Genomic DNA, 13,729 nt, shown 5'->3' on the forward strand with positions numbered 1-13,729 from the left:
CAGGTCGCCAACCGCGTGCGGTCCGCCCGGGGTCGCCTGGTCGGCCAGGCGACGATCCCCCGGGCGGTGGGCTCAGCCCTCGGCCAGCCCGGCCAGGGTGCGCAGCTGCTTGCGCATCATGAGCAGGTCACCGCCGGCCAGCAGGGGGCGGGTGAGGCGCTCGAGCCGGCCGCGCGGCGCGGGCACGTGCAGCTTGGCCACCAGGCGGGAGCGGCCCGGGCCGAGGTCGCGAACGAGGTACGTCACCAGGATGTCGCCGAAGAGCCGCCGGCCGGTGCGGGTGGCCATCCGCAGGGTGAGCTGTTCGCCCGGCTCGAACGCGACCAGGTCGAAGATCGTCATCCAGCGCTGGCCCTCGGCGAGGTCGTCGACGCCGGGGGTCAGCGCGCGCGGGCTGCGGCGGCCGGCGTTGTCGATCCAGTCGTAGCTGTACGGCGCGATGCGCAGCTGGCACAGCCAGCGGAACGCGGTCGCGGCGCCCGCGCGCACGTCGACCGCCCGGAGCCAGCCCTCGCGCCCGGGCGCGATGCGGTCGCCGTCGAACGCCAGGCCGTCCTCGCCGGGCAGGGTGCCCCACACTTTTAGAGACATGTCTCTAAAATTAGCACCGCCGTCTCCTCCGCGAGGTCCTCGGCCCGGGCCGGGATGCGGCCGCCGGCGCGCAGGTGCCGGCGCACCAGCGCGGCCGGCAGGTCGACCAGGGCGAGCGTCACCTTGTCGGCATCGCCGCCGAGCGCGCGCACGGCGGCGATCACGCGGGCGTTCAGCCCGTCGAGCGCGGCCCGGTCGCCGTCGCTCCAGCGGTCGTGGTCGAAGTCGGCGGCGCCGTACAACAGGATCCGCGCCTCCCCGGGATGCGCCCGGCACCAGGCGACGACGTGGCGGGCGGCGCGCGCCGGCTCCCCGCGCGCCAGCGCGTCGAGGAACCCGGCCTGGAAGCGTTCCACCGTGCGCAGCCACAGCGCCGCGGCCAGCGCCGGCCGCCCGGAGAAGCGGTGGTACACCGAGCCGCTCGGCCCGCCGGCCTCCCGCGCGACGGCCGCGACGCTCAGCGCCCGCGGCCCGCCCGCCTCGACCAGCCGGACCGCGGCGTCGAGCAGGCTGACGGTGTCGTGGCGCGCGGGTCGTCCCATAGCCGCCAAACCTACGGCCTAGGCTTGACGCGGGCCTGGCAGAGACGCCGGTCACGTTCCGGAATCGTTGCTGCCCGCTTCAGTTGACTCGTAGTGTCACGGCGGCAGTCCGACGGAGAGGCACACCAATGTCCAGCGACACGGTCATCCAGGAGTCCGACAACCGGCACGCCCCACCGGCGACGGTGGTCATCTTCGGCGCCTCCGGCGACCTGACCCGCCGCAAGCTGATCCCGGCGATCGAGAGCCTCGCCCGTCACAACCGGCTGACCGAGCGGTTCGCCGTCGTGGGCGTGGCCCGCACGCCGATGGACGACGAGCAGTTCATCCACAACGTGCTGGGCGAGCGCGGGCTGTCGCGCATGCCGCAGCTGGGCGGCGGGGTGCGGTACATCCACGGCGGCTACGACGACCCCGAGACGTACAAGAACCTGGCCCAGGTCCTCGACGAGCTCGACGAGCAGCGCGGCACCGCCGGCAACCGGGTCTTCTACCTCTCCACCCCGGCCGAGGCGTTCCCGCTGGTGATCAACGGCCTCGCCGGCGCCGGGCTGAACCAGGCCCGGGACGGCTCCTTCGCCCGCCTGGTCATCGAGAAGCCGTACGGGCACGACGAGCAGAGCGCCAAGCAGCTGGACCAGACCGTGCACGCCTCCTTCGACGAGACGCAGGTCTTCCGCATCGACCACTACCTGGGCAAGGACACCGTCCAGAACGTCCTGGCCCTGCGCTTCGCCAACTCGATCTTCCAGCCGATCTGGAACCGCACCTGGGTCGACCACGTGCAGATCACCGTGGCCGAGACGCTCGGCGTGGGCACCCGCGGCAGCTTCTACGAGCACGCCGGCGCGATGCGCGACATCGTGCAGAACCACGTGCTGCAGGTCCTCGCGCTGGCGCTCATGGAGCCCCCGGCGTCATTCGCGGCCGAGGCGGTGCGCAACGAGAAGGTGAAGCTGCTGCAGGCGATCCGCCTGCCGCGCGGCCGCGACATCGACGACATCGCGGTGCGCGGCCAGTACACCCGCGGCGGCACCCGCGAGGAGCTCATGCCCGGCTACCGCGAGGAGCCCGGCGTCGATCCGCTCTCGCGCACCGAGACCTACGCCGCGCTGCGCCTCGACGTGGACAACTGGCGCTGGGCCGGCGTGCCGTTCTACGTGCGCACCGGCAAGCGCCTGCCCAGCCGGGTGACCGAGGTGGCGCTGCAGTTCCAGCGCCCGCCGCACCTGCCGATCCCCGACTCGCAGCTCACCGAGCTGCAGCCCGATGCCCTCATCCTGCGCATCCAGCCCGACGAGGGCATCGCGCTGCGCTTCGGCGCGAAGGTGCCCGGCCACTCGTTCCGGGTCCGCTCGGCCAGCATGGACTTCTCCTACGACAAGACCTTCCGCGAGGAGTCCCCGGAGGCCTACGAGCGCCTGCTGCTCGACGCGCTGATCGGCGACACCACGCTGTTCATCCGCTCCGACGAGGTGGAGCAGTGCTGGCGGATCGTCGACCCGATCATCGAGCGCTGGGCCGGCGACACCAGCCCCATCCCGACGTACGAGGCCGCGTCCTGGGGCCCGACCGACGCCAACCGCCTGATCGAGCGCAGCGGGCGCGCCTGGCGCAACACGGTGGCCTGACGACCGTTGCGGCCGTCAGGGCGCGCCCGCTGCCCTGGCGGCCCCCGGCCGGCCGTACAGCCGCGCGATGTCCGGCGAGTCGAGCCAGTTGGCGTACGTCGGCGCCTGCGGCCACCCCTCCGGCGAGTCCTGCCACTCCTCCTGACGCCCGTACGGCAGCACATCAGCGAGCGCGAACGTGAACGTCAGCTGTTCGACGCCGCGCCCGCTGGTGTGCCAGGTCCGGTACACGGTGTCGCCGTCGCGCAGGAAGACGTTCAGGCCGAACCCGCCGCCGGGCGGCGCGTCGACGTCGGCGCCGAACGGGCTGTCCGCGGTGGAGTACCACGTCATCGTGTTCCCGACCCGCTCGGCGTAGGCCAGCGCCGCGTCGATCGGCCCCTGCGTGACGATCACGAACCGCGCGTCGTAGTTGTCGAGGAAGTCCAGCCGGGTGAACGACGAGGTGAAGCTGGTGCAGCCGCCGCACTGCCACTCGGCGTCCGCGTCGGGGTTCCACATGTGGTTGTACACGATCAGCTGCGACTTCCCGGCAAAGACATCGACCAGCCGGACCGGCCCGTCGGCCCCCGTCAGCGTGTAGTCCGGCATCCGCGGGCCGCCCGCCGCGGCGGCCCGGTGGCGGTGCTCAGCCGATGAGGTCGAACCGTTCCCACGAGCCGATCGCGTCCCGGTTGGCGATCAGCGGGCTGTTCCCGGAGTTCTCCGCGGTGACGTACTTGCCGTTGACGGTGGCCCGCAACGACACGCTGCCGTCGGTGTTGCGGATCAGCTGGAACTTCTCCCACGAACCGACCGCGTCCCGGTTGGCGATCAGGGGTTGCGCGCCGGCGTTCTCGGCGCACACGTAGCGGCCGTTGGCGTGGGCCCGCAGCGCGATGGTGCCGCCGCCGGCGTCGATCTGGTCGAACTGCTCCCAGGGGCCGATCGCGGTCCGGTTCGCGATGAGGGGTGCGGCGCCGCCGTTGTCCGCGGTGACGTACCGGCCGTTGACCCTGGCCCGCAGGCTGATCACCGTGGCGCTCGGCGGTCCGTTGCCGGCGAGGCTGCCCGGCACCGCCTGCAGCGCCGAGTACCAGCGGGCGCCCATCTTGTCGTAGCCGCCCGCGTTGGGGTGCACGCCGTCGGCCAGGTCGGCCGTGGTGATCGCCGAGTGCATGTCCACCAGGTGGGTCCGCGTCCCCTTCTGCGCGACGATTCCCGGGAGCGCCGCGTTGTACGCCTGCACGCGCGACTCCAGCGTCGGGTCGCTCTCGGGGGTGATCTGCGCGACGAACAGTTCGACGGTGGGCGCGTTCGCCCGGATCTTGTCGATGAGCGCCGAGAGCCGGGCCGGCGCGTTGGCCACGTCGAAGTTCTGGTTGACGTCGTTCGTGCCGATGTGCAGCAGGATGGTGCGCGGGCTCGACGCCTGTAGCCAGCCGACGATGTTCGCGTCGATCTGGTCGATGCGCCAGCCGGAGTGGCCCTCGTGGTCGTGATCGCCGAGGCTCGCCGGGCCGTTGAAGCCCGAGCCGACGAAGTCGACGGTGTAGCCGCCGGCCGCGAGGCGCTGCCACAGGTTGATGCGGTAACCGCCGGGCACGTTGAACCCGTCGGTGATGGAGTCGCCGAGCGGCATGACCCGCACGCCCCCGTTGGACTCGGCCATGGCGGGTGTGGCGCCGGCGGTGAGCGCGACCGTCGCGCCCGCGGCCAGGGCGAGGCTGAGACAGCCGGCAGCGAGCCGGCGCATGGTGCGTCGCATGGTTGGGATTCCTCCTGTCGCCGCCTGGCGGGGCGGCACCCGATCCGTCTCGACAGCACCGCCCGCCGTGGCGGCGTAATGCGCGCACCGGTACAGATCCCGGCCGGGTGCCGAGCACGCAGCGTGTCGCTTGCGTGCGCCCGGGGCGGGTCCGATGACGCGACATCGAGTGTCGACGATGGAGGGGCCGGTCGCCAGCCCGGCGGCCGCCCGGACGCGACGAAAGCCCGTACCGGTGCGCCGAGCGGTCCTACTCCCAGCGGGTGGCGTTGGACTCGTGCAACGTGCCGGGGCGGTCCTGCACCACGCAGAAGATCAGGCCGGCCGGGTCGCGCATGACCTGCCAGTTCTCGGCGCGGGTCTCGCGCGTTGCGCCGAGGGCCTCCAACCGCGCGACCTCGGCCTCCAGGTCGTCGGTGTGGAAGTCCAGGTGGATCCGTGCCGGGCCGTCGCCCAGCTGCTGGGTCAGCAGCAGCATGTCGTGGTTGGGCAGCCGGGCGCCGTTGAACTCCGGGTACTTCTCGACCACCGGGAGCTCGACGCCGGCCGCGCCCGACCAGAAGGCCACCGTGGCCTCGTGGGCCGGGCGCGGGGCGTCGATGACGATCGCGAAGAGCCTGCTGAAGTGAGCCACGCCCAGCAGTATGGTGCATTCGCCCGGCTGCCGGCCCGCTGCGCCGCGCCCAGGTCCCAGCTCTTTGGAGAGTGAAATCATCGAAACTTTTCCACCCGTCAAGCTGTCGGTTCACCGGCTGTTGGGTTGTGCGTGACGGATCGATCACGGAGGATCGTTGGATGAGTACCGACGAGGCGACCCCGCCCGCCGTCGGCCCCGACGGCAATGACTTCGGAGCGATCGAGGAGGCACTCGGCAACGCCCTCGACGACGAGCTCGAGGACGACCTCGCCGAGGAGGCCGGTTCCGAGCTTTCCCGGGACGTGTCGCTGTAGCCCTTTTTTCGCGATCGCCGACGTTCGCGGCCGCCCTCGGCGCGCCCGACCGCACCATCTCGTTCTGACCCAAACGGCCCGTGCGTTCGAACTGGTGTTCGAGTAACGTGGTCGGTGCGCGAGTCGTTGGGCCGAGGGTGAGGGGCATGGATATCGAGGGCTACGCCGTGCGCTTGGACTGGCCGGGCCTGCGGCATGAGTTCACGCAGTTCACGACCAGCCGGCGGCGGGCCGAGCGGCGGGCGGGCAGCACCAGGCGGTTCTGGGCCATGGGGCCGTTGCGGCCGCTCGCGGTCACGGTGGTGCCGATCGGCCGGGCCGCCTGTCGGGCGCACGCGGGCGAGTGCGCGTCGACGGCGTGCCCGACGACGGCGCCTCTGCTGGGGCTGAGCGCGGACGCGGACCCGGCGCTGGAGGGGCGTCCGCTGCGGGGCGCCTGAGCGCCGCTTGCTCGGGTCGCGCGCCATCGCGCATACGGCAACCCCAGACCCGTCCCGCCCGCCTGCCGGGCACCACGCCGGCACGATGGTCGTGGTCGGAATGCTGGCGAGTGCCCTTCCGGCGGCGTCGCGAGCGAGATGCCGACCGACGGCGCCCTCGGGTGCTCGCGGCGGGATCCGCACATCCGGCGCCGGCTGGGCCCCGATTGGACCCGGCCCGGAACGGCGGCGGCGGGGCGTCCCTCGTGTGAGGCGTGAGTGCCGTTGCGCGGACGTCGCGCCGTCGCTGGCCAGGGCGCTTCAGGGTGTCGCTTGCGCGCGAGGCGTGCGCGCGTTGCCGGCCCTGCGCTTCGGGGCGCACGCTCGGGCCCGGACCGGTTTCCGGGCCTGGGTTCCGACGCCGTCGCTTGCCCCGAAGCGTGCGCGTCGTTGCCGGCCCTGCGCTTCAGGCGTCCGATCGGGCCCGGCGTCGTTGCTGGGGCCGGGCCCTGGATGACGCCTGGGTGACGTTGTGTCGCGCCGCTCGGCTACTGGGGAGTAGCGGCTGTGCTGCCCGAACAGGCTTGCCCGAACCGACCGGCAGGCCGACGGGAGATCGCCGCCGAGGACGTAGAGTGCCACAAGGTCCGGCCGGCGGAGGGGGTTCGCGTTGATCGGCGCGGGAACGGTGCTCGCCGGGCGGTACGAGATCGCGCGGCACATCGCCAGCGGCGGCATGGGTGACGTGTGGCAGGGGCAGGACCAAGTCCTGGGGCGCACCGTCGCGGTCAAGCTGCTGCGCACCCCGACCGGCGAGCCGGAGTTCGTCGAGCGCTTCCGCGCCGAGGCCCGCACCATGGCCACCATCAGCCACCCCGGCGTCGTCGACGTGTACGACTTCGGCGACGATCCGGCCGCCGGGGTGTACCTCGTCATGAAGTACATCGACGGCGAGTCCCTGGCCCGCACCCTCGAGCGCGAGGGCCGCCTCGACGCCGGCACCACGATGCGCCTCGTCGCCGAGGCCGCCGAAGCCCTGCACGCGGCCCACGACAAGGGCGTGATGCACCGCGACGTCAAGCCCGGCAACCTGCTGATCCGCCCCGACGGCACCACGGTCCTCACCGACTTCGGCATCGCCCGCGCCGCCACCGCCACCCACCGTACGTCGACCGGCCTGCTGCTGGGCACCGCGTCGTACATCGCCCCGGAGCGCGCCGGCGGCCTGCCCGCCACGGCCCAGTCCGACCTCTACTCACTCGGCGTCGTCGCCTACCAGTGCCTCGCCGGTCGCCTGCCGTTCGAGGGCGAGAGCCTGCTGCAGATCGCGCTGCGCCACGCCAACGACGAGCCGCCGCCGCTGCCGCCCGACGTGCCGCCCGCCGCCCGCGAGGTCGTCGCCCGCTGCCTGGCCAAGGACCCAGCCGATCGCTGGCCGTCCGGCGCCGCCCTGACCGCCGCGGCCCGCCACGCCATGGCCGCCGCCCCGACCCGCGCCGAGGCCGCCCCGTCCGCCGGGTCGGCCCCATACGCCGAGGCGGCCCCGTCCGCCGGGTCGGCCCCATTCGCCGAGGCGGCCCCGTCCGCCGGGTCGGCCCCATTCGCCGAGGCGGCCCCGTCCGCCGGGTCGGCCCCATTCGCCGAGGCGGCCCCGTCCGCCGGGTCGGCCCCATTCGCCGAGGCGGCCCCGTCCGCCGGGTCGGCCCCATTCGCCGAGGCGGCCCCGTCCGCCGGGTCGGCCCCATTCGCCCAGGCCGCCCCGTCCGCTGGGCCGGCCCCGCTCGCCGATCCCGTTCCGCCCGCCGGGCCGGGCCCGAAGCGCGGCCGGCGGCTGCTCGTGGCCGGCGCCGCCACCGTGGTCGTCGCGGTCGCCGTGGCGGCCGTGGTGCTGTTGAGCAGCGGCCCGCCCCCGCAGGCGACCGACCAGGCGGCCGGCGTCGAACCCGGCGGAACGGACGCCGCCGCGGTCGGCGGCATCAACGGCGCCCCGGCGACGTCGGCGTCCCCGAGCCCGGCGGCGTCGACGCCCGCCAGCCGCCCGCCCGCGGCACCCACCCTGCCGGTCTCGCTGCGCCCCGCCCCCGCCGGCGCGCCCGCCGCGCCGACCACCCTGACGGCGACCCCGGTCGGCGCGACGACGATCCGCCTGCAGTGGACGGACAACTCCGCCAACGAGACGGGCTTCTCGATCCTCAACGGCGCCGTGTCGAGAAACGCCGCCGCGAACGCCACGACGTACAACTGGGACGGCCTGGCCCCGGACACCTACATGTGCTTCAAGGTGCGCGCCTTCAACGCCGCCGGCGCGTCGGCCTACTACCCGACGGCCCAGGACGCCTGGACCTGCGCCACAACGCTGGCCGGCACGGGCCCGACACCCCCCACGAACCTGTCGGCCACCCCGGCCGGGCCCACCTCGATCCGTCTACAGTGGACGGACAACTCGAGCGACGAGACGGGCTTCACCGTCATCAACGGCTCGGCATCGCGCAACACCAGCCCCAACGCGACGTCGTACACCTGGGACGGCCTGAGCCCGGGGACGTACATGTGCTTCAAGGTCCGCGCCTTCAACCCGTCGGGCGTCTCGGCCTACGCCCCACCGTCCCAGGACGCCTGGGCCTGCACCACCACCCCGGCCGCCTGAGGCCGCGGAAGCCGTTCACGATCATCGCGGTGAGCCGGGCGACGAGGACCGTGACGCCGGCGACGAGCTCAAGCCACCATCAACGCTCAAACGATCGGCCGCGCTGCGGCGATGCGGAGGCGGGCGAAGCGGTAGGCGGCCACGGCGGTCGTCGCCAGGCGGGCGAGGCTGGCCGACGACGCGAACAGCAGGGGCCAGCCGGCCGCGTGCGTCAGCAGGCCGGTCAGGAGCAGATGCGTGTCGCCCAGCATGCAGCCCCACAGCGCGACCCGGACCGCCGGTGCCGCGAAGCGCTCCAGGCGCGTGGCCAGGGGGCCGGCCGCGGCGCACGCCAGCAGGGCGGCCGGGATGAGCAGGACCAGCAGGTACGGGTACATCGGGGCGGACGTCAGCGCCGCGCCGATGCGCGAAGGCCAGGACGAGTCCGGTGCGGACGGGGCCGACGCCACCCACAGCAGGCCGATGAGCGGGCCCGCCAGCAGCAGCCCGAGCCCGATGCGGTGGGCGGACTCGGCGAGCAGCTCACGGGCGAAGGCGCGGGCCACCACGGCGGGCGGGCCCGACTCCGCGATCGCCGCGGCGGCGGCCGCCGAAGGGTCCTCGCCGCGGTCGGCGGCTGCCTCCACCGCGCACGCCAGGCCGTCGGCGAGTTCCGCGCGGATGGCGGCGCGCGTGCGCCGGCCGGCGGGCAGCGCGCCGGTCACCGCGTCCACGTACGCCGCGATCGCCTCGTCCGCGCTCATATGTAGCGATGCTACGCCCGGAACAGGCGGGCCGGGAAGCGGGCGCTCAGGCGACTGCGGGCGTGCCGATCAGCTCGACCAGACGGGCGATGATGCCGGGGGACAGATGATGGGACACGCCGGGGATCCCCACGTGGCGGGCGCCGGGGATCGCGGCCGCCGTGGCGCGCCCGCCGCTCGGGTGCACCATCCGGTCGACGTCGCCGTGGATGACCAGGGCCTGCGCGATCATGCCGCCCATCGACATGCCGACCACGTGGGCGCGCTCGACGCCGGCTCCGTACCGCTCACGCGGACACCGTCGCACGGCTCGACGTCATGTGCAGCTCCGGGTCGGCGACCGGGCCGCGGCGCAGCAGGCGTACGTCGGACTGGTAGTCCATCGACGTCCGCCACGGGACCCGGTCGCCCTGGCGGGGCAGCTCGCCGATGGCGCGCTGGATGTACCCGGCGCCGAAGTCCAGCAGCGGCCGCGTCGGCATGTCCGGGTCGGCCGGGGACGGGCGGCAGACGTCGTAGCCGTGTTCGTCCATATAGGACAGCAGGCGGCAGAAGTACTCGCACAGCAGCCCGACCTTCAGCGTCCAGGACGAGTTGGTGTAGCCGATCGCGTACGCCAGGTTGGGCACCCCGGACAGCATCACGCCCTTGTAGGCGATGGTCCCGGGCAGGCTGACCGGCGCGCCGTCGACGCTCACCGTGACGCCGCCGAACGCCTGCACGTTGAGGCCGGTCGCCGTCACGATGATGTCGGCCGGCAGCTCCTCGCCCGACTCCAGCAGTACACCCGACTCCGTGAAGGTCCGGATCCGGCCCGTGGCCACGGACGCGCGGCCCGTGCTGATGGCTCGGAACAGGTCGCCGTCGGGCACGATGCACAGGCGCTGGTCCCAGGGGTTGTACGGCGGGTTGAAGTGCTCGTCGACCGGATAGCCCTCGGGCAGCGCCTTGGTGTTGACCCAGCGGATCAGCCGCCGGGCGGCGCGCGGGTACTTCTGGCAGAGCCGCCACACGGCCCGCTGCCGCCCGATGTTGAGCCGGCGCACGGCCCGGAACGCGCGCTCCTCGCCGAGCAGGCGGCGCAGCCGGGCGGCCATCGCGTCGCGCGAGGGCACCGGCAGGACGTAGCTCGGGGTGCGCTGCAGCATCGTGACGTGTGCGGCCGTGGCCGCCATCGCGGGCAGGATCGTGACCGCGGTGGCGCCGCTGCCGATGACGACGACCCGCTTCCCGGTGTGGTCGAGGTCCTCGGGCCAGGCCTGAGGGTGGATGACGGTACCGCGGAAGCGTTCCCGCCCCGGGAACTCGGGCGTGAAGCCCTCGTCGTAGCGGTAGTACCCGCCCGCGCAGAACAGCCAGGTGCACGTCAGCGCGGTGCGCTCGCCCGTGTCGGTGCGCTCGATCTCCAGCCGCCAGCGCGCCTCGGGCGTCGACCAGGCGGCGGAGACGACCCGGTGGTGGTAGCGCACCGCCTTGTCGATGCCGTGCTCGGCCGCGGTCTCGCGCAGGTACGCCAGGATCGACGGCCCGTCGGCGATGGACCGCTCCTCGCGCCAGGGCCGGAACTCGTACCCGAACGTGTGCAGGTCGGAGTCGGAGCGGATGCCGGGGTAGCGGAACAGGTCCCAGGTGCCGCCGCTGGCCCCGCGGGCCTCGAGGACGGTGTACGAGCGGCGCGGGTGCGAGCGCTGCAGGTAGTAGGCGGCGCCGATGCCGGACAGGCCGGCGCCGACGATGACGACGTCGAGGTGTTCGACCCCGGGCATGGGCGACCTCCAGTACGGGTTACCTATCAGGTTCGCCGGTGCGCAGGCGACGGCCTAGGGCGAAACGCACCAGGTTCACCCCATGGCGGTGCATTCTGCCCTAGGCTGGCGGGGTGCTGTGGGAGCCGCCGTCGCCCCGGGTGCGGGAGCTGATCCGCGCCGGGGCCGAGGTCGCGCTCCACCCGCCGCCGCAGTGGCTGGCCGAGCTCGACGAGGCGACCCTGGGCGGCGCCAACATGCAGGCGATCGCGGACGATCCGGTGCTGGCGGCCGGCACCCGGCGTACCAACCGATCGAACCTGCTCTTCTGGGCCGCGGCGAACGTCCGCGAGCCGGGCGCGCGGGTCCAGCCCAACCTCGGCGAGGCGCCCCTGGCGACCGCGCGCGATCTGGTGCGCCGGGGCCTGGACGAGTCGGCGCTGGACGCGTACCGCATCGGCCAGGGTGTCGCGCTGCGGCTGTGGCTGCGGGTCGCGTTCAGCCTGACCGCCGACCCGGACGAGCTGCGCGAGCTGGTCGAGGTGTCGTGCCGGTCGATCTCGACGTTCGTCGACGACACCGTCGCCGCGATCTCGGCGCAGATGCGGGCCGAGCGGGCCGAGCTGCTGCGCGGGACGCACGCGGAGCGCCGCGAGGTGGTCGCCCTGCTGCTCGACGGCGCCCCGATCGGGCGGACGCACGCCGAGGCGAGGCTGGGGTACCGGCTGAACCGCACCCACACGGCGGCCGTCATCTGGAGCGACGAGGCCGGTCAGGACCTGGCCGAGCTCGACCGGGCGGCCGACGCCCTGGCCGCCGCGGCGGGCGAGCCGCGCCCGCTGACCGTCATCGCCAGCGCCGCCACCCGCTGGGTGTGGGTGCACGGCCGGCCCGACCTGGCGGCGCTGCGCCCGGCGCCCGGCGTGCGGATCGCGATCGGCTCGACGGCGCCGGACGTCGACGGGTTCCGCCGCAGCCACCTCGATGCGATCACCACGCAGCGGATGCTGGCCCGGCTCGCCTCCACGCAGCAGGTCGCCACGCACGACGAGGTCGAGCTGGTCGCCCTGGCGACCCAGGACCTCTCGCGGGCCGAGGAGTTCGTCGCCCGCACCCTCGGCGAGCTGCGCTCGGCGCCGCCGGAGATCACGGATGCGGTACGCGCCTTCCTCGCCGAGCAGGGCAACGCCACCCGCGCCGCGGCCCGCCTCTTCACGCACCGCAACACGTTGCTGCGCCGCCTCTCCCGCGCCGACGCGCTGCTGCCCCGCCCCTTGTCCGCCAACGGCCTGAACGTCGGCGTGGCGCTGGAGATCCTGCGCTGGAGCGGCCGCCCCTGAGCCCTTGACGCCCGTGCGAGATTGATGCCATGGCCCGCAACCCGTTCGCGTTGCCCACCGGGACGCCCGGCCGGCTCGCCGGCTGGGTCATGGCCCGCAGCGACCGGGCGCACCGCGAGGCCGCCGACCTGCTCGCCCCGGCCGCCGGCGCGACCGTCTGCGAGGTCGGCTTCGGCCCCGGCCAGTTCCTCGCCGTCCTCGCCGGGCGCGACCCCTCCCTGCAGCTGTGCGGCGCCGACCCGTCCGAGGTCATGCTGGCCCAGGCCCGCGCCCGCTGCCCCGCCGCCGACCTGCGCCGGGGCACCGCCGACGAGCTGCCGTTCTACGACGGCAGCGCCGACCACGTGGCCGCGATCAACAACGTCGCCCTGTGGCCGGACCGCCCGGCCGGCCTGGCCGAGGCCCGCCGCGTCCTGCGCCCCGGCGGCACGCTCCTGCTGGCCTGGCACTCCGCGGCCGCCCCGAGCCCGCTGAACCGCGCCCTGTCGAAGCCCGCGGCGTGGTGGGAAGCACTGCTGGCCGAGGTCCGCGCCGAGTTCGGCAACGCCGAGCGCCACGACCTGCGCCACCTGACGGCCTGCACCGCGACGGCCGCCTCAACCTGACGACGCCGCGCGGCCCGACGGTACGCCCGCTACGAAGATTTGCGTACGGCCGGGCCCCTCGTGGGCTGACGCCGAGACCCGGGCCGGCCATCGATGATCGGGGCATGCACGGGAGCACTCGCGATGGTCGCCGGCCGGTGGGCCCGGTGAGGTGGCTGCTCCTCGTCGTCGCGGTCGGGTTCGGGGCGGGGCTCGCGTACCCGTACCTGATCCAGGTCAGCGGCGGCCTGCACCACTCGGTCCTGGTGGTGCACGTTCTCACCGCCGCGGTGGCGCTGGTGCTCGGACCGCTGCAGTTCATGCGGAAGCGGCGGGTCCACCGGACCGTCGGGCGGGTCTACCTGCTCGGCGGCGTGCTGCCCTCGGCGCTGGCCGCGATCCCGGTCGCGATCTGGTCCGGGCACCCCCTCACGCAGGTCGGGCTCACCACCGCGGCCGTGCTGTGGCTGGTCACCGGCGGCCTCGCCTACCGGGCCGCCCGCCGGCGGGACTTCGCCGCGCACCGGGCCTGGATGATGCGCAACTACGCGCTGACGTTCCTCGCCGTCACGGCGCGCGTCCTCGTGCCGCTGCTCCTGCTCGCTCAGATCCCCTTCGGCGGGGCCGGCGCGGGATCGATCGGGGAACGGGCGCCCGCGATGATCCCGGTCGGGCAGACGCTGGGCTGGATCGTCAACCTGGCCGTCGCGGAGGTGCTGCTCAGGCGGGCGTGGCGCGCACGGTCCACGACCCGCGGCGGGGCCGGCCCGGCGGCGTGACCCGGCCCAT

The 13,729-nt window shown here is 74.1% G+C and carries 15 protein-coding genes; 7 read left to right on the plus strand and 8 right to left on the minus strand.

Annotated elements, in window-relative coordinates:
- Window positions 1-72: 72 nt before the first annotated feature.
- Window positions 73-591: a hypothetical protein gene (locus ACQEVU_RS13265; protein WP_433323126.1), complete on the minus strand. Its 519-nt coding sequence runs from the start codon at window positions 589-591 to the stop codon at window positions 73-75.
- Window positions 582-1,133, minus strand: a complete 552-nt coding sequence (locus ACQEVU_RS13270; RefSeq protein WP_433323128.1) for a TetR/AcrR family transcriptional regulator — start codon at window positions 1,131-1,133, stop codon at window positions 582-584. The genes ACQEVU_RS13265 and ACQEVU_RS13270 overlap by 10 nt, the downstream gene beginning before the upstream one ends.
- A 128-nt stretch (window positions 1,134-1,261) precedes the next feature.
- On the opposite strand from ACQEVU_RS13270, the gene zwf reads away from it, so the two are divergent.
- Window positions 1,262-2,764 carry a glucose-6-phosphate dehydrogenase gene (zwf, locus tag ACQEVU_RS13275; protein WP_433323130.1) on the plus strand — a complete coding sequence of 501 codons (1,503 nt, stop codon included), beginning with the start codon at window positions 1,262-1,264 and terminating at the stop codon, window positions 2,762-2,764.
- Between the two features lie 15 nt (window positions 2,765-2,779).
- Here the strand turns inward: zwf and ACQEVU_RS13280 are convergent, their stop codons facing one another.
- The 3 genes from ACQEVU_RS13280 to ACQEVU_RS13290 form a co-directional block, all read right to left on the minus strand.
- Window positions 2,780-3,355: a DUF899 family protein gene (locus ACQEVU_RS13280; protein ID WP_433323132.1), complete on the minus strand. Its 576-nt coding sequence runs from the start codon at window positions 3,353-3,355 to the stop codon at window positions 2,780-2,782.
- 37 nt (window positions 3,356-3,392) lie between these two features.
- Window positions 3,393-4,511: a GDSL-type esterase/lipase family protein gene (locus tag ACQEVU_RS13285; RefSeq protein ID WP_433323134.1), complete on the minus strand. Its 1,119-nt coding sequence runs from the start codon at window positions 4,509-4,511 to the stop codon at window positions 3,393-3,395.
- A 250-nt stretch (window positions 4,512-4,761) separates the two neighbouring features.
- Entirely contained in the window at window positions 4,762-5,145 is a 384-nt protein-coding gene (locus ACQEVU_RS13290) for a VOC family protein (protein WP_433323136.1), read from the minus strand.
- Between the two features lie 161 nt (window positions 5,146-5,306).
- On the opposite strand from ACQEVU_RS13290, the gene ACQEVU_RS13295 reads away from it, so the two are divergent.
- The 3 genes from ACQEVU_RS13295 to ACQEVU_RS13305 all read left to right on the plus strand — a co-directional run bounded on the left by ACQEVU_RS13295 (window position 5,307) and on the right by ACQEVU_RS13305 (window position 8,528).
- Complete coding sequence (locus tag ACQEVU_RS13295) at window positions 5,307-5,462, plus strand: hypothetical protein (protein ID WP_433323138.1); 156 nt, start codon at window positions 5,307-5,309, stop codon at window positions 5,460-5,462.
- Window positions 5,463-5,608: 146 nt separating this feature from the next.
- Entirely contained in the window at window positions 5,609-5,902 is a 294-nt protein-coding gene (locus ACQEVU_RS13300) for a hypothetical protein (protein ID WP_433323140.1), read from the plus strand.
- A 649-nt stretch (window positions 5,903-6,551) separates the two neighbouring features.
- Window positions 6,552-8,528 carry a protein kinase domain-containing protein gene (locus ACQEVU_RS13305; protein ID WP_433323142.1) on the plus strand — a complete coding sequence of 659 codons (1,977 nt, stop codon included), beginning with the start codon at window positions 6,552-6,554 and terminating at the stop codon, window positions 8,526-8,528.
- Window positions 8,529-8,614: 86 nt separating this feature from the next.
- Here ACQEVU_RS13305 and ACQEVU_RS13310 read toward each other — a convergent pair whose 3' ends face one another.
- The 3 genes from ACQEVU_RS13310 to ACQEVU_RS13320 are packed head-to-tail and all read right to left on the minus strand — an operon-like array spanning window position 8,615 to window position 11,037.
- Window positions 8,615-9,271, minus strand: a complete 657-nt coding sequence (locus ACQEVU_RS13310; RefSeq protein ID WP_433323144.1) for a hypothetical protein — start codon at window positions 9,269-9,271, stop codon at window positions 8,615-8,617.
- Window positions 9,272-9,317: 46 nt separating this feature from the next.
- Window positions 9,318-9,578, minus strand: coding sequence for an alpha/beta fold hydrolase (locus ACQEVU_RS13315; protein ID WP_433323146.1), 261 nt, complete (start codon window positions 9,576-9,578; stop codon window positions 9,318-9,320).
- Window positions 9,559-11,037, minus strand: a complete 1,479-nt coding sequence (locus ACQEVU_RS13320) for a flavin-containing monooxygenase (RefSeq protein WP_433323148.1) — start codon at window positions 11,035-11,037, stop codon at window positions 9,559-9,561. The genes ACQEVU_RS13315 and ACQEVU_RS13320 overlap by 20 nt, the downstream gene beginning before the upstream one ends.
- 113 nt (window positions 11,038-11,150) lie before the next feature.
- Between ACQEVU_RS13320 and ACQEVU_RS13325 the strand changes: the two genes are divergently transcribed.
- From ACQEVU_RS13325 to ACQEVU_RS13335, 3 genes are all read left to right on the plus strand, one after another.
- On the plus strand, window positions 11,151-12,356 hold the full coding sequence (locus ACQEVU_RS13325; protein ID WP_433323150.1) for a PucR family transcriptional regulator: 1,206 nt from the start codon (window positions 11,151-11,153) through the stop codon (window positions 12,354-12,356).
- A gap of 29 nt (window positions 12,357-12,385) precedes the next feature.
- The gene (locus ACQEVU_RS13330) at window positions 12,386-12,961 is read left to right on the plus strand and encodes a class I SAM-dependent methyltransferase (protein WP_433323152.1); all 576 of its coding nucleotides are present in this window, start codon (window positions 12,386-12,388) and stop codon (window positions 12,959-12,961) included.
- 146 nt (window positions 12,962-13,107) lie between these two features.
- The gene (locus ACQEVU_RS13335; RefSeq protein ID WP_433323154.1) at window positions 13,108-13,719 is read left to right on the plus strand and encodes a DUF2306 domain-containing protein; all 612 of its coding nucleotides are present in this window, start codon (window positions 13,108-13,110) and stop codon (window positions 13,717-13,719) included.
- Window positions 13,720-13,729 lie beyond the last annotated feature (10 nt).

The sequence above is a fragment of the Dactylosporangium sp. CA-139066 genome, from assembly GCF_050936175.1.
Lineage (GTDB): Bacteria > Actinomycetota > Actinomycetes > Mycobacteriales > Micromonosporaceae > Dactylosporangium.